Source organism: Kribbella sp. CA-293567, assembly GCF_027627575.1.
Classification (GTDB): Bacteria; Actinomycetota; Actinomycetes; order Propionibacteriales; family Kribbellaceae; genus Kribbella.
The window spans coordinates 5037617-5058622 of record NZ_CP114065.1 but is presented as its reverse complement, the minus strand read 5'-3'; the positions used below and the strand labels follow the sequence as shown (position 1 = coordinate 5058622).

Here is a 21006-nt window from a genome sequence, read left to right as displayed (position 1 = left end):
GATCCTCATCCCTCCTGAGGATCGACCGCACCTACCTCTTCTGCCCGCCGGCGGAGCAGCGCGTAGGCGCTGATCACGCAGATGAGCAGCGAATAGACGGCCCAGACCGGTCCGACGTTGCCGAGCTCCGGTCCGTTCCCCCGGGAACCGAGCGCGACCACGGCGGTGACCGCGACCAGCGCGATCAGTGGGCCGGTCCAGCCCAGCACGCCCATCCGCACCGGCTGCTCGGAGTCCGGCATTTCGTCCGGGACCGAGGCGGCGGAGATGGCGCGTCCCCGGAGGGACTCGTGCAGGGCCGCGACACCGCACGCGGCGGCGACGTTGAGCAGCAGCAGCCGGCCGGCCACCTCGCTGATCGCGGTGCCCCCCGGGCCGACCGTGCCGTAGATGACGGCGTAGAGGTCGACCGGCACGGTGCCCGCGGCGGCAAGGACGACCGCGGCCTGGAACAGCCGCGGGCGGCGTACCGAAGCCCGCAGCACGCCGTGACTGGTGGTCGTGACGACCACCAGTGCGGTGAAGAACAGTGCGAAGACGACAAGAACGACAACGTCCATCAGGACCTGTCCCTACGGTCGAGCGTTGCCCCGGACAACGCTGGTGGACGTGCGTACATCGGTACTGCGCTGGTTGCCCGCGCGAGCGGCGAGGAGTCTCCTCCTCGCCGCACACGCTGGCGGTCAATCCCTGGCATGCAGGCCCCCCTGATTGCCCTCGGATGACGTGCCCCCACTCCATCCATCCGTTGCATCGCGGGAGCAGGGGTCAGCGTTACAAGGATTTCGGCAATTGCGTAAAAACTGCGCAAAATTGCTCGGGAGACCCCTTACCGCACGGATCAACTGTGTGCGAGGGGTAGCAGACCGTCGCGGGACGGTCACCGTGGCGCCAACTGCCGGGGGTCCTACCTCAGCGCGCTCCCCGGACCGGCCGGCAGAGCGCTGGCCGTGGGCAACAGATCCCAGCCGAGCCGGGCGGCGCCGATCAGGCCGGCGTTGTCGAGCTGGGCAGGTTCGACGGTCAGGCCGGTGACGAACGGCAGCTGCGCGAGCCGCTTCACCCAGCGCTGGACCGGGTCGAACAGCACCGGTCCCGCCTTGGCCACCCCGCCGCCGATCACGACTGTGGTCAGGTCGACGGTGACGGCGGTGGCAACGATGCCTGCCGCGAGGGCCTGCGCGCCGTCGTCGAACACCGCGAGAGCGATCTCGTCGCCGGCGGCGGCGTCCGCGGACAGCACCGCCGCGTCCACGTTCTCGGTACTGCGCCACCCGCGACGCTTGGCGCGGGCAACCATCCGTGGGCCGGAGGCGTAGGTCTCGACGCAACCGTACGATCCGCAGGCACACGGCTCACCATCGAGGTCGACGACGACGTGCCCGAGGTGCGCCGCGTTGCCGGACTGGCCGAGCAGCGGCCTGCCGTCGACCACGATGCCGGCGCCGACCCCGGTGGAGACGACGATGCCGAGCAGGCTGCCGACGTCACGCCCAGCGCCGGTCCAGTACTCGCCGAGCGCGAAGCAGTGCCCGTCCACCCCCAGCGTGACCGGTACGTCGCCGACCAGCGCGCGGACCCGGTCGACCAGCGGGAAGTTCCGCCAGCCGGTGATGTTCACCGGCGACACCAGGCCGTGCTGCTGGTCGAGCGGTCCGGCCGAACCGATCCCGACCGCGGCCGGTACGACGCCAGCGGTCACCCGGCCGATCAGCTCGCCGAGTGCGGCGAACACCTGGTCGGCATCGCCGGGCGGGGTGGCGATCCGGTCCCCGACGACGATGTCGCCGTCGGCGGAGACGATCGCGGCGGCCATCTTGGTGCCGCCGATGTCGATGCCGAGTACCTGCGCTGCCTCGTAACTCATGGTCCCCCCGTCAGTGCCGGTGCAGATTGTCAGGTTGGTCGCTGTCGCCCGGATGCTCGAGCCCGTGGACCAGCTGGACCCGCTCGTGCCGGGCGGCGTTCAGCCACCGGGTGAAAGCCTCGAGCCGCGCGCTGTCCAGCAGCTCCGCGTGCCACCGCGCCACCGGTACGCCGGGATCGCCCGGCGCCTCTTCCCCGAGCACGTCGGCCGCGTAGGCAAGCTGCTCGGCCGAGATCTCCACCCCGCGGCTGACCAGTTCGGCCACCCGCCGAACAGCCGCGGACCCCGCCAGCGCCGCCGCGTTGATCGACCCGACGGCGATCGCCGACGACACATCCAGCGCCCGCTCGCCAACGCTGCCGCCAGGTAGAGCCGCCGCCTCGCCTTCGGACGCTGCCGCAGCGTCGCCTACCGGCCGAGCTGCCGCTTCCGCCTCGAGCCGCACCGCAGCGGCTTTCCCCGGCTGACTCTCCGCTTCGCCTCGGCGGTGGAGTTCTTCCAGGCAGAGCTGCTCGGTGATCACCACCTGGGCGACCCAGCGGGTCAGCTGGCGCGCTTCGCGGGTGTCCGGCTTGGGCAGCACAGCAGCAGCGTCGCCAGCTCGGAGGCTGGCGAGGCGATCGTCCAGGAGCTGACGGCGGAGCGGCCGGCCGCTGAGATAGGCCAGCACCCCGGCAGGCGCCACCGGCGCACCAGAGTGCCCGTGCCCGTGCCCATGCGCGTCGAGCACCGTCCCCTTCACCGAATCTCCAGCCGAACAGTCGCGCCGTACTGCGCCCGGCCGAACCACATCACCTTCGGCAGCACCCACGCGTGAGCCGGCGCCGCATCCGCGGGTGTGTGCACCGGCACCGGCACGACCACCGACGACTTGGCCGGTACGACGACCGCCCGCACCGGCTCGGGCAGCCACGACCAGGTCCCGTACGGCGACGCCAACTGCAGCTCCGCGCGAATCTCCGAAGACGTGTCGTTGGTGAAGGTCAGCTCCAGCGTCTCCCGCGTGCCCGGAGCCAGCTGAAGATCCAGCGTCGACGACGTCACCGTCAGCCCAGTGGCGCGACCGGGCACGCCATCCGCCGTTCCTTCCTCGTCCCGTGGCCGATCCGCTGGACCGAGACCGAAGCCGAGAGCTGCGGTCAGCTCTGGGCTTTCGCCGACGAACACGGTCACCACGTCCTCGACCGCCTGCACACCGCCACCGCCGGCCAGTTCGCCGGTGTGGGTGAGTACTCGCGCGGCGACGAAGTACTGGCCGGGTTCACAGTTCTCAGCCGGAGTCACGTTGATCAGGTGACGGACGTAGCCGCTCGGCTCCAGCGTCACCGGAAACTCTGAGTAGTCGGCCGTCCAACCATCGGGCAGGTCGAGCGTCAGCACACCCTCGGCCACCGCGTCGGCGTACTGGCTGGCGATCACGGTGGAGATCTCGACCGGCTTGCCGCCGGTGCGCACCACAGTGGGGGAGGCGGACAGGCTGATCGGGAGGAAGCCCATCTGCGCCGGGCCGCGGTTGTGCAGCCAGTAGCGCGAGTACGACGGTTGCGTCAGCTCACCGGCTTGCCCGAGCACCTGTGTCGAGCCGCGGGTCGCATCGAGGTCGAGCACGAAGGTGTCGACCGCGGAACCTTCGAGCTCCACCGTCAGCTTGCCGTCGGCAACTTCAATCGGAGCGCCGCGTTTCTCCAGCAGATCGGCGTGGCACGCGTCCGTGATGGGTACCGCGGAAGTGACGGTCGCGGTCCGACCGAGACCTGTTGCCTCGATCAACCGCAGGGTGACACCGTCGTGGGAGTCAGCGGCGACGCCGGAGCCGTGCGCGATCGGGTTACCGGCGGGCTTGAGGGTGGAGAGGAGAACGTCACGCTCCGGAGTGACCTGGAACAGCGAATGTCTAGCCGGCAGCGTTCCGTCGTGTGCGGTAGTGGTTGCTATCAGCAACGGTGACGAGAATTCCTGACCTCGCGACGGCAGCTGCAGGGCTCGCCAGTCACCATCACCCGCGGTCAGCGCGTACCGGAACTCATGCGTCCAGTGCTGTAGCTGGAACGAGGACCCGTCCGGCGCCGACCGTCGCGGCGGATCGATCCAGATCCCCGCCGGCCAGCCACTGCACGACCGGAGCAGTGACGCATGCAAGGCGCCCGTCGCATCCACCGCAAAGCCGGGAAGTCCGTAGGTCAGCAACGCGACAGTCTCGTCCCGGAACTCTTCGATCACCCCGTCGCCGTGCACGACAGCAGTGATCCGAGCTTCCCCGAGTTCCGCGACAGCCGCCGCAACGGCCTCGTCGCTCGGCAACACCAACGCGGAGATCGAGCGAACATCCCGTACGTCGGCGTTGGGCTGCCACACCTCGGCCAGCGCCGTCAGCGCAGGGACGAAGTAGGCGGAGTTGAGACCAGTGCCCTCAGCATCCTCCAGCAGGGACGCGGCAGAGCCGACCAGGATTCGCAGGTCAGGAAGGTTGGAGTCGACCTTCAGCCAGCCGTAGCGAGTGCCGCCGGCCAGCGAGGTGGTGGCGGTGACGCCGACCCGGGCCAGGGCGACGACCAGGTCTCGGACCGAAGCGGGTTCAGTGTCGTCGGGGACGACGATCTCGGCGACCGCGACCGGGCGGGTGCCGACCGGCGTACCGGCGGTGTCGACCAGCGAGATCCGCGCGGTGGTGCCGAGGCCGAACCAGGTGTTGGCGGGGTTGTCGAGCGTCCAGGGCGCCCGCTCGGTGTCGACGTCGATGAGGCCGAAGCCGCGGCCGACGACAGCACCCGCGACCTCGCTCAGCGGCAGCGCGCCCGGGATGTCGGCGGGAAACTTCACCCGAACCAGGCGATCCGACTGCGCGTGGTCGAGAATCCGGGTGGTGAACTCGATCCGGTCCAGCCCGGCGTACGCGGTGATCACGGATTCGTAGGCGATCCCGTCGACCTCGCCACGGCTCACCACTCGGCTGCCGAGCGGACTCGACTGCGTGAAGACCTTCGCCGGAGCCTCCGATGAGCCGACGACCGGGCCCGACGGTGTCAGATGCCACGGACCCTCCCCGAACCGCGGGTGGTCGGGATACTCCTCGTAGACCCGGAGTTCGTTGCCGAGTCCCTTCAGTACTTCGCGCCCGCTCCGCTTGTCGGTGATCGAGCTGACCGCGCCACCGCGGGTCTCGTCCACCGTGACGGCGAAGAACTCGTTCTCCACCGAGTCGGCCGAATCAGCCGGCCCCCACCCTGACGCCGGCGTACCGGTCACCAGCCCGTACGTCGACCAGCCCAGTGACGGCACCGCGATTGCCAGGAAGCTCAGCTTGTTGCCCTCGACAACTGAAGGCACCGGCGTACCGTCCGCGCCCACCAGTGTGAACGGACCGCCGTCAGGCAGCTCGACCGTCGCCAGATCGGTGCGCGTGAACGACAACGTGTTCGTGACGACGACAGCGGTCGCTCCGAAAACACTGGTGTCGATCCGCGCGGCGAACGCCTGCAATGAGGCCGTCCGCGCGGCATCCGAAAGATCGTGCGCCTCCCGCCAGCCGGTGACCAGATCGATGTAGACCTGATCCGACTCCGACCCGGTGATGGCGTCGTGGTGCGCGCCGTACGCCAGCTGGCGCCACGCCTTGTCCAGCGAGGCTTCCGCGAACCGCCCGAGCCCGAGCAGTTCGGCATACGTTCCGAGCTTCTCCGCATCCACCGCCGCCACCTCGGCAGCGCGCTGCGCCTGCTTGGTGTCGATGTAGGAGACGTCCTTGCCGGTGTAGATCGGGTTCATGTCCCGCGACTGCGGCGACGCCTTGCGACCCTCGGCGGCCAGTTCGTCCCGCACCCGGTCCATGAAGTCCTTGGTGGTGCCGCAGACGAACTTCGGCCACGCGTACCGTTCCGCCCAGTCGCGATGCACCGCGGTGATCCACGCGCTCGGCGGCGTGTAGTCGTCACCCACGGGCAGCAGCGTGTTCTTGGTCGCGGCAACGGTCTTGAGTCTCGCGAACAGCTCGTACGCCTGCTCCCCGGCGGCCTCCACGCTCGGCGCGTTCTGCAGCTCCCAGCCGGACCCGTAGTGGTCCGGCATGTAGTGCGTCAGTACGCCGTCCCCACTCGGGCTGATCCACTCGAACTCGCTCTTGAACTGCATCACCGCGGCAGTGCCGACCCGCGGCTCGCTCCACGCCCCACGCAGCGGACCCCACTGGTGGAACGGCCCCCGCGCCCAGGCCGACCCGGTCAGCCCGGCCTTCGCCAGGTACCCCGGGAACTGCGGGTCGTGCCCGAACACGTCCAGCTGCCAGGCGTTCTGCGGGTCACCACCGAGGATGTCGCGCTGGTAGCCCACGCCGTACACGATGTTGCGAATGGTCGTCTCGGCGCCGGTCAGGTTGGTGTTCGGCTCGTTGTAGGTGCCGCCGATGATCTCGACGCGCCCCTCGGCGATCAGCCGGCGCAGTACGGCCCTGTTCTCGGGGAACGTGTCGAAGTACGGCTTGAGGTAGTCCAGCTCCGCCAGCACGAAGCAGTAGAGCGGATCGCGGAGCGCGAGCTTCAGGTGCGCGTCGACCAAGCTGAACGCGTTGTGCGTGTAGACGGGCCGGGTGGTCCCGTCCGGCCCTTGCAGGTCCCAACTGGTGGTGTACGCCGCTTGGGTGTTCCACCAGACCGGGTCGTAGTGGAAGTGGGAGACCATGACCATCGTCCAGCCCGGTTCGGCGATCACTACCGTACCGCTGTCGGCGGCAACGACCTCCTGGTCTCCGGCAAGCACCTGCACCGTCGCATCCACCGCCAGCCCGTACTGCGCTCGCAGGGCGGCTGACACGTCCAGCGGCACCTCCACGAGGGCCGAGCCGTCGCCGGCCGGCAACTCCGCAGTACCGGTGAGCCCCTCGCCGGCGACCCGCACCGACAGGACGCCGTCCGCGATCGCGCGACCGAGCTCGACCCGCACCAGTTGGCGCGGGTCGTCGTCGCTGCCGAGGAACAGCTCCGGAGAGGAGACACGGGTGATCTGCACAGTCACGGGGGAGTACTCCGTCGCAGCGGCGGTCAGGTCGGGAGACAACGTTATCCGTAACCGGCCGATCCGGCGAGGGGTTGCCGGTGCTAATCATGGATGAACCCGCAGGCCAGCGCTTGAATCATGCCTTGACAAAGTCTGACAACGATAGTCTCCGGAGCGCTTCAGCAGGTCAGAAGTAGGGCAATCCTTCGCTGTCGGTGACCGGTTCGGGTGGCGGCCCGGTTCGGGGCGCGAGAGGGTAGGCGCATGAGTGACCAACTGGACCGTGACGCCGCCGGCGCGCTGATCGTCGGCTTCAACGGAACCACCGCCCCCGAAGAACTGCTCCGCGCCGTCTCCGCCGGACTCGGTGCCGTCATCCTGTTCACCCGCAACGTGGAGAGCGCGGAGCAGGTCGCGGCACTGACCGCGTCACTGCGGGCCGAGCGCGCCGATCTGGTGATCGCGATCGACCACGAGGGCGGCGAGTTCAGCCACCTGTCGCCGGCCAACCCGTGGCCGCTCTCGTCCCCGCGCTCACTCGGTGAGCTCGACGACGTCGACCTCACCCGCGCGGCGGCCCGCGACGCCGCAGCCACTCTGGCCGCGCTCGGCATCGACCTGATGCTCGCCCCGTCGGTCGACGTGAACAGCAACCCGGCCAACCCGATCATCTCGACCCGCTCCTTCGGTACGACGGCCGAGGTGGTCGCCCGGCACGGCGTCGCGTTCGTGCAGGGGGTCCAGGAGGCCGGGATCGCGGCCTGCCCGAAGCACTTCCCCGGACACGGCGATGTCACCGTCGACTCGCACCTCGCGCTGCCCCGGGTGGACCGCTCGATCGAGCAGGTGAACGCGGTCGAGCTGGCGCCGTTCAAGGCGACCATCGCGGCCGGCGCCGACGTGATCATGAGCGCGCACATCATCTTCTCGGCCTACGACGACCAGCCGGCCACCCTGTCGCGGCGGATCCTGCACGGGTTGCTGCGCGAGGAGCTCGGCTTCACCGGCGTGATCACCACCGACGCGCTCGAGATGCAGGCGATCACCAAGAGCCAGTCGATCGAGGACGCCACCGTCGCCTCGATCCGGGCCGGCGCCGACCTGGCGATGATCGCGATCGGCGAGGCGGATCCCCGGGCGCTGACCGACCGGCTGGTGCAGGCAGTCGGCGAGGGCACGCTCGACGCGGCCCGGCTCGCGGAGGCGGCCGGCCGGGTTCGCGCTCTCGCCGCCACCCTCGCGGCGCGTCCCCACCAGCCTGGTCTGGATGGAGCGCCGACCCGCGAGGTCGCGGCTCGGACGGTCACTCAGCAGGACTTCCCGGGCCTCGGCAGCGCGCCGTACGTGGTGGACCTGACCCAGGGCCTCCACCCTGCCTGGAATCCCTACTTCAGTGGGCTTCCGGAGGTGTTCGCGAAGATCGCGCCGGGCTCGGCGGGCGTCGTCCTGCGCGGGGAGGACTCGGCCGCTCTCGCGGAGGCCCAGAACGCGGCGATCGGCCGGCCGCTGGTGGTCGCCGTACAGGACGCGGTCCGTACTCCGTGGATGCGGGAAGCGCTGCAGATGCTGCTGGAGAGCCACGAGGGTGATGTCTTCGTGCTGTGCACGGGCATCCCGGAGGACAGGGCGCTGGTGCCGGCGGCGGTGCCGGCAGCCGTCACCTACGGTCGCAATCTGGTCGTGCTCGAGGCAGCGGCTCAGCTGCTGACCCGGGTTCCGTAGATCGGGGCGAGGTCCCCATCGGGCATCGTTTCCAGGTTTAGCCTGGCTGGCGTGAACGCTCTCGACTTGTCGAAGATCACGCTCCGGCCGCTCCAGCCAGGCGACTGGACCCGTATCCACGAGTGGGCCTCGCTGGCGGAGTCCTGCCGGTACCAGCCCTGGGGACCGAACACCGAGGCGGAGACGCGGGCCTTCGTGACCACCGCGATCGCCTCCGCCTCGGCCGACCCCCGGACGCGGTACGCCTGGGTCGCCACCCATCCGCTGACCGGCGTCCTGGGCACCGGCGAACTGAACATCCGCCACGCCACCTGGAAACGCGGCGAGATCAGCTACGCGGTCCACCCCGACTTCTGGGGCCAGGGCGTGGCCAGCGAGATCGCCCGCATCCTGCTCGAATTCGGCTTCGGCCACCTGCAACTGGAACGCATCGAGGCCACCTGCGACCCCCGCAACTCCGCCTCCGCCGCCGTCCTCAAACGCATCGGCATGACGCACGAGGGCATCCTCCGCCGCACCGTCCTGATCCGCACCGGCTGGCGGGACTCCAAACTCCACAGCCTCATCCGCCCGGAATGGACCCCCACCACCACCCCACCCCGCTGGACCCTCACCTGACCTCCCCGCCTCGGCTGGATCCCAACAACTACCCCCGAGAACTCAGCTGGAGGTCGAGCGCATGCTGCTCCACATAGTTGAGCGCATGCCGCACCGCCCCCACCGAAACGATCGTGTCACCCAACGACGACACCGCGATCCGCGGCGGCGTACTGGTGAATCCGCCCAACTGTGCCCCGATCTCCGGTAGCAACGCCTTCGCCGCCGTCGCGACCGCACCACCGATCACCACCAGTTCCGGGTTGAACAGGATCCCGAGCGTGGCGATCACCCGCGCCGTCCGGCCGGCGATGTGCTGAAGGATGCCCAAGGCAACCTCGTCGCCTTCGTCCGCGGCAGCGAAGACCTGCTCGGCCGTCACCGGCTCGTCGCCCGCCAGCTCGCGCAGACTCGTCTTCACCGACGGATCGGCCACCGCCTTCGCGCCCTGCTCCCGAGCCGTCCGCGCGATCCCCGCGGTGTCCCCGACCCCTTCGACCAGCTTGAGATAGACCATCTCGCCGGCCCCACCACGACTCCCGTGCAGCAACCGCCCGGAATCCATCAACCCCGACCCGAACCGCTCACCGGCCAGCAGCACCACCAGATCGTCGACGTCACGAGCCTCACCCCGCCAGTGCTCACCCAGCGCCGCAAGATTCGCGTCGTTCTCCAACAGGACCGGCCATCCGTGCAATTCGGTCAACCGGGTCGTCAGCCCGGCGTCGAAGCGCCGCCAGAACTCGTCGTCGACCAGGATGTTCCCTTCCCGATCGACCGGTGCCGCGACCCCGACACCCGCCGCCAGTACTTCGGAATCGGTCACTGCAGCCTCGCCGAGAACCTCCAGCACAGCTTCGTTGACAACCTGCGTCTGCTCCGCGGGAGTCTTCACCGACAGGAACGACCGGCCGGTCTTGGCGATCGTCCGGCCCCGCAGATCCGACAGCAGGACGGTCGTCTTCGCCGCGCCGACGTCGATCCCGAGCACGTAACCGGCCTGGCTGTTGAACTCGAACCGCCGTGAAGGCCGCCCCACCGGCGTACCGGGGGCGTCGTGACCCGGATCGAGCTCCAGCACCCAGCCCATCGCGATCAGGTCGTTGCAGACCGCGTGCACGGTCGCGCGAGTCAAGCCGGTCGCCTCGATAAGGCCGGTACCGGTCATCACGCCGGCCGTGGAGAGTACGCCGAGTAACTTGCCTGCGTTGACTCTCCGCAGCAGCGGCGGTGTGGCCGCCGGGGTTGTCGCCATGTTCCCTCTTGACCTCCTCGCAGGACCCCGCGCACAATACTGCAGAATCTAAATTTAGAGTCTATATAAATCTGGTGGCAACCCCGCCGGAACCAGCTGGAAACATCTGCCCTCCCATCTCCAGCAGTACCCCGGACCACCCTCCGAACCGAGTGAGGCTTCTCTTGACCAGCACCGAGACCCAGGTGACCCGCGCAGTCGACTCGAGCGACCCCGACTGGTGGCGTCAGGCGGTCGTCTACCAGATCTATCCGCGCAGCTTCGCCGACTCCAACGGCGACGGCATCGGTGACCTGCAGGGCATCATCAGCCGCGTCTCGTACCTGACCTCGCTCGGCATCGACGCGGTCTGGCTGAGCCCGTTCTACCCCTCCGCGCTCGCCGACGGCGGGTACGACGTCGACGACTACCGCAACGTCGACCCGCGGCTGGGCACGCTGAGCGACTTCGACGAACTGGTCGCCGCGCTGCACGGCGCCGGCATCAAGCTGATCGTCGACATCGTCCCGAACCACACCTCGAACCTGCACGAGTGGTTCCAGCAGGCGCTCGCCTCGCCGGTGGGTTCCGCGGCCCGCGACCGGTACATCTTCCGCGACGGCGCCGGCCCGGACGGCAGCGAGCCGCCGTCGGACTGGGACTCGGTCTTCGGTGGATCGGCCTGGGCGCAGACTCCGGACGGCCAGTGGTATCTGCACCTCTTCGCCGCCGAGCAGCCCGACCTCAACTGGGACAACGCCGAGGTCCGCGACGACTTCCTGACCACGCTGCGGTTCTGGTCGGACCGCGGGGTCGACGGCTTCCGGGTGGACGTGGCGCACGCGCTGATCAAGGACCTGACCGAGCCGCTGCCGTCGAAGACCACGCTGCCGCGCCAGTCGGAGTCCAACGGCGAGCACCCGCTGTGGGACCGCGAGGGCGTGCACGAGATCTACACCGAGTGGCGCAAGGTGCTGAACGAGTACGACCCGCCGCGCTCGGCGGTCGCGGAGGCGTTCGTACCGGCCGCCCGGCGGGCGCGGTACGCGAGTGCCGACGGGCTCGGGCAGGCGTTCAACTTCGACCTGCTGCAGGCCGACTGGGACTTCGGCAGGTTCCGCCAGGTGATCGAGGAGAATCTGGCGCTGGCCGACGAGAACGGTTCGTCGTCGACCTGGGTCTTCTCCAACCACGACGTGGTCCGCCACGCGACGCGGTACGGGCTGCCCCGGGATCCTGAGGGGGCCTGGCAGGACGGTAAGGCGTGGCTGCTCAGCAACGGCACCGAGCCGACGGTGGACGTCGAGCTGGGGCTGCGGCGCGCGCGGGCCGCAGTACTGCTGATGCTGGCGCTGCCTGGCTCGGCGTACCTGTACCAAGGGGAAGAGCTCGGCCTGCAGGAGGTTGGCGAACTCCCCGCGGCCAACCTCCAGGACCCGGCGTACTTCCGCTCCAAGGGAGCCGAGAAGGGCCGCGACGGTTGCCGCGTCCCACTGCCCTGGACCGTCGGCGGCCTCTCCTTCGGCTTCGGCTCCGGCGGCTCGCACCTGCTCCAGCCGACCTGGTTCGGCTCGTACTCTGTCGAGGCTCAGGAATCCGATGCGGCGTCGACCCTTTCCCTGTACCGCAAGGCTTTGGCCGTACGCCGAGGCCTGCAGACCGGCGCCGGCCTGGAATGGATCGACGACGTCGAGTGGGCCCTCCACTTCACCCGCCCCGGCGGCTGGCAATCGGTCACCAACTTCGGCGCCGCCCCGATCGAACTCCCCGACGGCGCGGTCGTCCTCTCGAGCGCACCGCTGGAAGGCGCCAAACTTCCGGCAGACACCACCGCCTGGCTGATCTGATCCAGAGCTGAGAACCCCTCCGCGGCAGCTGCCACTGCGCGGAGGGGTTCTTGCTCGGTGTGCACGGCCAAGGACCGCAGACAGTCCTCCGGTGTTGTGATCCATGCGGTGCGGACTGTTGCGCCTGCGTCGACGGCTGCTTTTGGCGACGTGTTCGATCTTCAAGGGTCTCCAGGCAGCGAGAAAACTTTCCCTCAGTGTGCGCTTCGCGGAGCCGGCCGGCGGCGTGCGGCAGGATGTGGGGTGTGGATGCGACGCTGGCGGATGTGCTCGGAGTACTCGATCGGCTGTACGACCCGACCTGGGCGGAGAGCTGGGACGCGGTCGGGCTGGTGACCGGCGATCCGGCACAGCCGGTACGCCGGGTGCTGTTCGCCGTCGATCCGATGCGGGTGGTGGTGGACGAGGCGATCGCGGGCGAGTTCGACCTGCTGGTGACGCATCATCCGTTGTCGCTCAAAGGGGTGAGCAGCGTGGCGGCGACCACGCCCAAGGGGCGGGTGATCCATGACCTGATCCGGAGCGGGACCGCGCTGCACGTTTGTCACACCAATGCGGACAACGCCAATCCGGGGGTCAGCGACGCGTTGGCGGCGGCACTCGAGCTGCAGGACACGACGCCGTTGAAGGCGATGCCGGCGGACGCGATGGACAAGATCGTGGTCTACGTGCCGGTGGGGGAGACGCAGGCGATGATCGACGCGCTCGCGGCGGCCGGGGCGGGGCAGATCGGCGATTACGACCGGGCCGCTTGGAGCTCGACGGGTGAGGGGACCTTCCGGCCGCTCGACGGTGCCAATCCGGCCATCGGCCAGGTCGGGGAGATCGAGCGGGTGGTCGAGGACCGGGTCGAGATGGTGCTGCCTCGGAGTCGCCGCAGGGCAGTTGTGGAGGCGCTCAAGCAGACACACTCGTACGAGGAACCGGCCTTCGACATCTTCGAGATGGCGGCGCTGCCGAGCAACCGGGGCGGCGGGCGGATCGGCGTACTGCGGGAGCCGCTCAAGCTGGCCGACTTCGCCGCGCTGGTGGCTGAGCGGCTGCCGCGGACGGAGCACGGCGTACGGGTGTCGGGGGATCCGGAGCGGATGATCGCCACCGTGGCCGTGGTCGGCGGTGCGGGGGATTCCGAGTTCGAGCGGGTACGCCGGGCCGGCGTCGATGCCTACGTGACGGCGGATCTCAGGCACCACCCTGCTACCGAGGCGCGCGCGTACGACGAGGGACCGGCGTTGGTGGACGTCGCGCACTGGGCCAGCGAATGGCCTTGGCTGAAGGACGCTGAGCGCCTGCTGACGTCTGCGCTGACCGCTGGCGGATTCACTGTCGAGACCGAGGTCTCCACCGTCTGCACGGATGCCTGGACGCTTCGTCTTTAGTCCACAGGTTTTTCCTGCTTGTGGACAACTTGGCTGATTTCGGCCAATCGAGATTCGCCTTATCTGCAAGGCTTTCGGCTGCAAAAACTGTCGGTGGCCCGGTCTAGGCTGTTCGGTATGGAGACCTTGCGGCTACGACCGGCCTACCTGCAGAGCGACAGCGAACTGCTGCTCACTCTGGATGAGGTCGAGGCTGCCCGCACTCTGCTGGAGACCTTGCGCCTCCAGCTGATCGCGGACCTCGAAAGCAGAGGTCTGGCCAAGAGTCTCGGCGCCAAAGACACCGTCGAGTTCCTGTCCCTGCGCCACCGCCGCGACCCGGGCGACATCCGCCGCGACCTCAGGCTGGCAACCAACCTGCCGAAGTACGAAGCCGTCACCGCAGCCCTGCCCGATCCGCAGGCACCGGTCGACCCGGAGACTCCGGCAGTCCTGCACCCCGCGCTCGCCACAGCCATCGTCGAGACACTGGAGAAAGCTCCGCCGACGGTGCACGCCGATGTCCTTCGGGTCGCCGAAGAGCAGCTGATCGAAGCAGCCAAGCACCTGTCCCCGAGTGCCCTGCGCGACTTCGGCCGCCAGGTCCTCGACCGTTTGGACACCGATGGCCCCGAGCCTGCTGATGACCTCTATCGGAAGGAAAGCCTGACGCTGCGTCCGGTGGATGGCGGCGTGAAGTTCAACGGCTACCTCGCTGCTGAAAACGCCGAGCTACTGAAGACCCAGATTCACCGTCTCGCCAAGCCCCACAAGACGATCGACGGCGAACGCGATCCGCGCTCGCGAGACAAGCGCCAGGCGGACGCGCTGACAACGATCCTCGAGATCGCCGCCGGTGCCACCGCGACGCCTGGCGTGCCTGGTGTTCCGCACTTGACGGTGACCATCGACTTCGGCGACCTGCAGAACGCTGCCGCCGGTGCCGCCGGTGCCGCCGGTGCCCCCGGAGCTGCCGGAGCTGCCTGGACCACCGGAGCTGCCGGGACCGCCGGAGCCGCGGGTGAGCTGGTCTTCGGTAACAACCTCTCCGCCTCCGCGGTCCGCCGTCTGGCTTGCGAGGCCACCGTGTTGCCGATCGTCCTCGGCTCGAAGTCCCAGCCCCTCGACGTCGGCACCGAACAGCGCTTCGTCACCGGCGCCATCCGCCGCGCGTTGAACAAGCGCGACAAAGGCTGCGTCATCTGCCACGCCCCACCCTCGAACTGCCACGCCCACCACCTGATCCATTGGGCCAACGGAGGTTCCACCTCGATCACCAACTTGGTGCTGGTCTGCGGCGCCCACCACACCGCGGTCCACGACGGCCACTGGACCATCACCATCACCGACGACGTGGTCTACGTCGCCCGCCCCACCTGGACAAGCCCCCTGCAGGCCGACCCCACAGCCCTTATCCAGCAGACCCTCCTGAACAACGACGCCGACCCGACCGATCAGACCTCCCGGCGCCACGCCGTACCCGCCGCACCTGCCGCACCCGCTGCGCCTACTGCATCCGCCGGGCCTGCCGCGCCTACTGCATCCGCCGCATCCGCCGCATCCGCCGCACCCGCCGCATCCGCCGCATCCGCCGCAAGCCTGTCCTGGCTCACACCAGCAGCGGTAGCGCACCTCAACCCCTGGGGCGAAACCGGCACCCCCTCCACCGGGCCGTAGCCGGACTCGCCGCCACCGGGCCGGGCCGCGCCTCCGCCTGCCCGTGTGGACCCGCGCCGACAGCGCCCCACCGCCGCGGTCGGGTGCTATCGGTGCGTCCACCGAGCCGTGCCAAGCCTCCTCGCGACACAGCCTGCCGACGCGGCGACAGGTAAGTACGTCGCCCACCGTTCGCCAAGCTGGCGACCCGTGCGCGGTCGAGGTGCTGGACGACCTCGGCCGCTGGCTGGGTGAGGGGAGACCGGCACCAGCGCCGCGATCACCGGGATCCGGCTGGCGAGCATCGCCACCTTGGTCGATCTGAGCACGATCGTGGGTGGGGCATGCCGGCTGCTCGGCCATGCAACGGGCCGTGGCATCGCGGCGGTGCTGAGAGGTCAGCGCGTCCCCGACCGCTGGCGTCAGGTCAGCGCGTCGCCGACCGGTGTTGAGAGGTCAGTGCGTTCTCGACCGGTGGTGTCAGGTGAGCGCGTCGTCTACCGGTGCTGGGAGGTCGGTGCGTTCTCGACCGGTGGTGTCAGGACCGGTGCTGGGAGGTCAGTGCGTCCTCGACCGGTGGTGTCAGGTGAGCGCGTCGCCTTCCGGTGTTGGGAGGTCAGTGCGTCGCCGACCGGGTGTTGTCAGGTCGGCGCGTTTTCCACCACTCGTTGAGTGAAACGCCGCGGACCTGTGTGCGAGGGATGGCGCTGCTGGTATGCCGAGCCGCATCCCTCGGTGGGGTGGACTTGTCGAAGGTGACCGACTCGGCTGCAAGGTCCGGCCGTACCGGGCTGGCGACTGCCTGGCCAGCGTTCTCGATGCGTGTTGATGGCTAGCAGCATCGCCGACGGAGTGGTCCGGTGGCGTCGCGCGGCCGCTCGCACCGCGTCCTTTCAGTTCGACCTCGATGGGATGCAGGGCAGGCAGAGCGCAGCCTTGCATGTTCGCTCACCCGAGCTAGCGTTTCGCGGGTCTCGCTCACCTCTGCTGCAGTTGCGTTCAGTGCTGTACTGCAGCTGACTGACGGGACGCATCGCGCCGTGTTTGTCTGCAGCGCCGACCGCGTCGACCGCGCCGACCGCGCCGACCGCGCCGACCGCGCCGACCGCGCTGACTCGGCGGAGTGCGGAGTGCGGGGTGAGCGGAGTGCGGAGGTGCGCGGAGTCGGAGGTGCGCGGACTGCGCGGCTGCCTGCGACAGACCGCGGTCGACCACCTGCCGCGGGTGCTCGGCGACGGTCCTGCGTCTGCAGGATGTGCTGCATCGGTTGGGCGCCTGCTGGGGATGTTGCGCCGGTTGCGCCTGCAATGCGGTGAGCTGCGTCGGTTGGATGCCTACTGGGGTTGTTCGGATGCCTACTGGGTTGTACTGCCGGACCTCTTGCCTTGAGCGGTGCGTTCGCCCGTCGGCATCTGGCCGGTGGTGCGGTGGTTGGCCCTCGTGCCTTGTACTGCGCCCGTCGGGTATCTGCTGAGGTGGCGCGCGGTCGTCCGTCGGCTCGTCATGTGCTGGGGAGAGTCTCGGTGATGCTGCTGTCCGCGCCTAGCCAGGTGCATAGGTGCTGGCGCGGGCGAACCCGACCAACACCGAGCGAACCCGCCGGGAACAGCTACCGGGGACCTCTAGGGGTCGTGTTGCGATGCGGCACAGTACCGTGGACACTCACATCTCGACGCCTGTGCCGGCGTAGGACCTTGGGGCTCTGACCGGTGTACGGCTGACAACTGAACGCGATCTAAGGAGCCGACCCTGAACGCCGAGCCCGCTGTCCAACACCGGTTGCTGGATCTGCAGGATCTCGACCTGCAGCTGGATCAGGTCGCGCACAAGCGCAAGTCGCTGCCGGAGCACGCGGCGCTGGCCGAGCTGGCGACGGAGAAGGCTGTTGTCGACCGGGAGCTGGTCACCGCCGACACCGAGGTCAGTGATCTCAGGCGCGAGCAGAAGAAGGCCGACAGCGATGTCGAGCAGGTGCGCCAGCGCAAGGCGCGCAATCAGCAGCGGATGGACTCCGGTCAGGTCACGTCACCGCGTGATCTGGAGAACCTGCAGCACGAGATCGGCTCGCTCGATCGCCGGATCTCCGCTCTGGAGGACGCCGAGCTCGAGGTGATGGAGCGGCTGGAGGCGGCCGAGGTGGTGCAGGCCGAGCTGCAGACCCGTGCGGACGCGTTCACCGGCCGGCAGTCCGAGCTGGAGGCGACCCGGGACGAGGCGCTGAAGGAGCTCGACGAGCAGCGCGCGACGTACGGCGACCAGCGGGCCACGGTGGCCGCCGAGCTGCCGGACGACCTGATCACGACGTACCAGAAGCTGCGGGAGCGCAACGGTGGCATCGGCGCCGCGCCGCTGGTCGGCAAGCGCTGCATGGGCTGCCGGATGGAGCTGCCGCCGTCGGAGCTGAGCGCGATCAAGACCACCCCGGTGACCGTCGTACTGCGGCACGAGGAGTGCGGCCGGATTCTGGTCCGGACGCCGGAGACCACCCTGTGAGCAGCGGTCCGTCGCACGTCATCGTCGAAGCCGACGGCGGCTCCCGGGGCAACCCGGGGCCGGCCTCGTACGGCGCGCTGGTGCGTGACCCCTCGACCGGTGAGGTGATCGCCCAGAAAGGGGTCACCATCGGCGTCGCGACCAACAACGTCGCGGAGTACAGCGGGCTGATCGCCGGGCTCGAGCTGGCCCGGGAGTACGCGCCGGACGCCAGTATCGAGGTCCGGATGGACTCCAAGCTGGTGGTCGAGCAGATGGCCGGGCGGTGGAAGATCAAGCACCCGGACATGAAGCCGCTGGCGATCAAGGCGCAGTCCCTCGCGCCGTTCGGTACCGAGTGGACCTGGGTGCCGCGCGCTCAGAACGCCGCCGCCGACGCGCTGGCCAACATGGCGCTCGACGGCAAGCCGGTGCCGCTGCGGCCGCCCCAGGGAACCAGCGGGCCGGCCGCGACCGCCGTACCGGCTGAGCCTTCGGATCAGCAGAAGGCCATGCAGGGTTGGGGTGCGCAGATCGAGCCGCCGACCCAGCTGATCTTTCTGCGGCACGGCCAGACGCCGCACACGGCCGAGAAGCGGTTCTCCGGCTCGGGCGGGGACGACCCGGCGCTCAGCGAGATCGGGCAGGCGCAGGCAGCGGCGGCCGCGCGACACCTCGCCAGCCGTGGCACGGACGGAATCGCAGGCAGTATCGCGGGCGGCCGGATCGACGCGATCGTCAGCTCACCGATGACCCGGACCCGGCAGACCGCGGCGGTGGTCGCGGAGACGCTCGGCCTCGACGTGAAGGTCGAGAAGGGCTGGGTGGAGTGCTCGTTCGGTGACTGGGACGGTCACACCTTCGCCGAGGTGCAGCAGAAGTGGCCGGAGGCACTGAACGCCTGGATGGAGTCGACCACGGTCGCGCCGCCCGGTGGCGAGTCGTTCGACGCGTGTGCCCGGCGGGCCCGGTCGGCGCGCGACAAGCTGCTCGCGGCGTACCCCGGCAAGACGGTGCTCGTGGTGACCCACGTGACCCCGATCAAGCTGATGGTCCGGTCGGTGCTGCAGGCCCCGATGAACTCGCTGTTCCGGATGGAGCTGGCGCCCGCCACGCTGACCGAGATCCACTGGTACGCCGACGGCCTGGCCTCGCTGAAGTCCTTCAACGTCCAACCGGCGGCGACGCACTAGTCTGACCCCAGAGGCCACGCACGACGGGGTGCCTGGCGGATGGACGGAGTAGCGCGTGCCGTTGCAGAAGGTGCATTTCGCCGACGAGGTTCCCGAGGTCTTCCGGGCCTCGTTGCAGGAGATCAGACGAGAGCTCGACGTGCCGGCGGAGTTCCCGGCCGAGGTGGTCCGGGCCGCCTTGGCCGCGGCGAAGAACCCGCGGTTGCCGGAGCTGGACCGGACCGACCTCGAGTTCGTCACCATCGATCCGCCGGACTCGATGGACCTCGACCAGGCTCTCTACATCGAACGGGCCGGCGACGGCTTCACCGTGTACTACGCGATCGCCGACGTCGCCGCGTTCGTCCAGCCGGGCGACCCGATCGACCTCGAGGCACGCAAGCGCGGTGAGACGCTCTACGCGCCTGACAAGCGCATCCCTCTGCACCCGCCGGAGCTGTCCGAGAGCGCGGCTTCTCTGCTGGCCGACCAGGTCCGGCCGGCGCTGCTGTGGACGATCGCCGTCGACGCGACGGGTGAGGGCACCGATGTGACCTGCCAGCGCGCGCTGGTGAAGTCGCGCGCGAAGTTGAGCTACGCCGGCGTACAGAAGGATCTGGACGCCGGCACCGCCTCGGAGTCGCTGCAGTTGCTGCGTGAGGTCGGCAAGCTGCGTGAGAAGCGCGAGCTCGAGCGCGGCGGCGTCAACCTGCCGATCCCCGACCAGGAGGTCGTCACCAGCGACGGCGAGTGGTCGCTGGAGTTCCGCGCGCCGCTGCCGGTCGAGGGCTGGAACGCGCAGATCTCGCTGCTCACCGGGATGGCCGCGGCCCACCTGATGATGTACGGCGAGATCGGCATCCTCCGCACGCTGCCCGAGTCGCACGACGACCTGCGCCGCAAGCTGGAGAACACCGCCAAGGCGCTGGGCATCCCGTGGCCGGTCGGCACGTCGTACGCCGAGTTCATCCACGGCCTCGATCCCAAGGTGCCGGCCCACGCGGCGATGCTCGCGGCCTGCACGGTGCTCTTCCGCGGCGCCGGCTACACCGCCTTCTCGGGCGGGGTGCCGGCTCAGCCGGAGCACGCCGCGATGAAGTCGGAGTACGCGCACTGCACCGCGCCGCTGCGCCGGCTGGTGGACCGCTGGACCAGCGAGATCTGCGTCGCGTTGTGCGCGGACACCGAGGTGCCGCAGTGGGTCCGGGAGTCGATGGACGAGATCCCCAAGATCATGGAGGAGTCTGCCCGCAAGGCGCATGCCTACGAGCGGGCGATCGTCAGCATGGTCGAGGCCGGTCTGGTCGCCGAGCAGGTCGGATCGACCTTCGAAGGGGTGATCACCGACGTCGACGATCGCGATCAGACCCGCGGGATCGTCGCGTTGTCCACAGTGGCGATCGAGGGCCGGGTCACCGGTACGGCGGAGCTGCCGCTCGGCCAGCCGGTGCGCGTCAAGCTCACCGAGGCCGACATCGCCAAGCGGACGGTGGCTTTCGAGCTAGTCCCGTAGCGCCGCCAGCACCGCCGCGGTAGTGCGAGCGGTGTCCCCGGTGGCCAGCAGATCGAGCAACCCGCCGCGCAGGATCGCCAGTACTCCGGTACGCCGAGCCTGCGCGGCCTTGCTGTCCCTGCCGCGCTGCACGGACCTCAGCAGCTCGAGCCAGTCGTCCACCGTCGAGCGGGCGAAATCCGCCCAGGGGCCCTCCGGCGCGACCAGCGACCGCCCATAGGCCTCCACCCAGAGTTTCATCAACGGGCGGCGTTCCTCGGCGGCCAGCCAGGTCCAGAGCTCCTCTGCGACCACCTGCAGCCCCGGCGGTTCGTCGTACTGGCTGGTGATCGTCTGCAGCAGGTCCAACTCGTCGCTGCGGGCGCGGGCGAGCAGAGCACGGATCAAACCGTCCTTGCTGCCGAACAGGAACAGCAGCACCCGTGGACTCGAACCGATCGCCGTCGCGAGCGGGCGCAGCGAGAGATCGGCCAGTCCGTGGCTCAGTGAGTACGCGTAGGCGCGCTCGAGCAGTTCGGTCTCCCGGGCGGACGGGGCTGGTTTCGTGGTGGCCACCGGGCTAGTATCGCTCACTGAAAC

General features: G+C 69.3%; 14 protein-coding genes. 8 read left to right on the top strand and 6 right to left on the bottom strand.

The window, feature by feature from the left end:
• Positions 1-5 precede the first annotated feature (5 nt).
• From OX958_RS23100 to OX958_RS23085, 4 genes are all read right to left on the bottom strand, one after another.
• Positions 6-560, bottom strand: coding sequence for a hypothetical protein (locus tag OX958_RS23100; protein WP_270131297.1), 555 nt, complete (start codon positions 558-560; stop codon positions 6-8).
• Positions 561-907: 347 nt separating this feature from the next.
• Positions 908-1867 (bottom strand): ROK family protein, encoded by a 960-nt coding sequence (locus tag OX958_RS23095; RefSeq protein ID WP_270131296.1) that lies wholly within the window; start codon positions 1865-1867, stop codon positions 908-910.
• 10 nt (positions 1868-1877) lie between these two features.
• The gene (locus OX958_RS23090; RefSeq protein ID WP_270131294.1) at positions 1878-2609 is read right to left on the bottom strand and encodes a DUF7158 domain-containing protein; all 732 of its coding nucleotides are present in this window, start codon (positions 2607-2609) and stop codon (positions 1878-1880) included.
• On the bottom strand, positions 2606-6874 hold the full coding sequence (locus tag OX958_RS23085) for an NEW3 domain-containing protein (RefSeq protein ID WP_270131292.1): 4269 nt from the start codon (positions 6872-6874) through the stop codon (positions 2606-2608). The genes OX958_RS23090 and OX958_RS23085 overlap by 4 nt, the downstream gene beginning before the upstream one ends.
• 246 nt (positions 6875-7120) lie before the next feature.
• Here OX958_RS23085 and nagZ point away from each other — a divergent pair, with 246 nt between their 5' ends.
• A complete protein-coding gene (gene nagZ / locus OX958_RS23080; protein WP_270131291.1) occupies positions 7121-8578 on the top strand; it encodes a beta-N-acetylhexosaminidase in 1458 nt (485 codons plus the stop codon).
• 51 nt (positions 8579-8629) lie between these two features.
• Positions 8630-9196 (top strand): GNAT family N-acetyltransferase, encoded by a 567-nt coding sequence (locus OX958_RS23075; RefSeq protein ID WP_270131290.1) that lies wholly within the window; start codon positions 8630-8632, stop codon positions 9194-9196.
• A 28-nt stretch (positions 9197-9224) separates the two neighbouring features.
• Here the strand turns inward: OX958_RS23075 and OX958_RS23070 are convergent, their stop codons facing one another.
• Positions 9225-10430, bottom strand: coding sequence for an ROK family protein (locus OX958_RS23070; RefSeq protein ID WP_270131288.1), 1206 nt, complete (start codon positions 10428-10430; stop codon positions 9225-9227).
• A gap of 164 nt (positions 10431-10594) precedes the next feature.
• Here OX958_RS23070 and OX958_RS23065 point away from each other — a divergent pair, with 164 nt between their 5' ends.
• From OX958_RS23065 to OX958_RS23040, 6 genes are all read left to right on the top strand, one after another.
• Positions 10595-12256 (top strand): glycoside hydrolase family 13 protein, encoded by a 1662-nt coding sequence (locus OX958_RS23065; RefSeq protein WP_270139130.1) that lies wholly within the window; start codon positions 10595-10597, stop codon positions 12254-12256.
• A 245-nt stretch (positions 12257-12501) separates the two neighbouring features.
• Positions 12502-13635 carry a Nif3-like dinuclear metal center hexameric protein gene (locus OX958_RS23060; RefSeq protein ID WP_270131286.1) on the top strand — a complete coding sequence of 378 codons (1134 nt, stop codon included), beginning with the start codon at positions 12502-12504 and terminating at the stop codon, positions 13633-13635.
• A gap of 117 nt (positions 13636-13752) precedes the next feature.
• Positions 13753-15291 (top strand): HNH endonuclease signature motif containing protein, encoded by a 1539-nt coding sequence (locus OX958_RS23055; protein ID WP_270131284.1) that lies wholly within the window; start codon positions 13753-13755, stop codon positions 15289-15291.
• Positions 15292-17049: 1758 nt separating this feature from the next.
• Positions 17050-17763 carry a zinc ribbon domain-containing protein gene (locus OX958_RS23050; protein WP_270131283.1) on the top strand — a complete coding sequence of 238 codons (714 nt, stop codon included), beginning with the start codon at positions 17050-17052 and terminating at the stop codon, positions 17761-17763.
• On the top strand, positions 17760-18935 hold the full coding sequence (locus OX958_RS23045) for a bifunctional RNase H/acid phosphatase (RefSeq protein WP_270131281.1): 1176 nt from the start codon (positions 17760-17762) through the stop codon (positions 18933-18935). The genes OX958_RS23050 and OX958_RS23045 overlap by 4 nt, the downstream gene beginning before the upstream one ends.
• A gap of 55 nt (positions 18936-18990) precedes the next feature.
• Positions 18991-20427, top strand: coding sequence for an RNB domain-containing ribonuclease (locus OX958_RS23040; RefSeq protein ID WP_270131279.1), 1437 nt, complete (start codon positions 18991-18993; stop codon positions 20425-20427).
• Here the strand turns inward: OX958_RS23040 and OX958_RS23035 are convergent.
• The gene (locus OX958_RS23035) at positions 20416-20982 is read right to left on the bottom strand and encodes a TetR/AcrR family transcriptional regulator (protein WP_270131278.1); all 567 of its coding nucleotides are present in this window, start codon (positions 20980-20982) and stop codon (positions 20416-20418) included. The two genes, OX958_RS23040 and OX958_RS23035, sit on opposite strands and share 12 nt — an antisense overlap.
• Positions 20983-21006 lie beyond the last annotated feature (24 nt).

Bases quoted from the DNA above. Each gene is read 5' to 3' on its own strand.
- OX958_RS23100 (WP_270131297.1), bottom strand. From the start codon at position 560: ATGGACGTTGTCGTTCTTGTCGTCTTCGCACTGTTCTTCACCGCACTG.
- OX958_RS23095 (WP_270131296.1), bottom strand. From the start codon at position 1,867: ATGAGTTACGAGGCAGCGCAGGTACTCGGCATCGACATCGGCGGCACC.
- nagZ (WP_270131291.1), top strand. From the start codon at position 7,121: ATGAGTGACCAACTGGACCGTGACGCCGCCGGCGCGCTGATCGTCGGC.
- OX958_RS23070 (WP_270131288.1), bottom strand. From the start codon at position 10,430: ATGGCGACAACCCCGGCGGCCACACCGCCGCTGCTGCGGAGAGTCAAC.
- OX958_RS23055 (WP_270131284.1), top strand. From the start codon at position 13,753: ATGGAGACCTTGCGGCTACGACCGGCCTACCTGCAGAGCGACAGCGAA.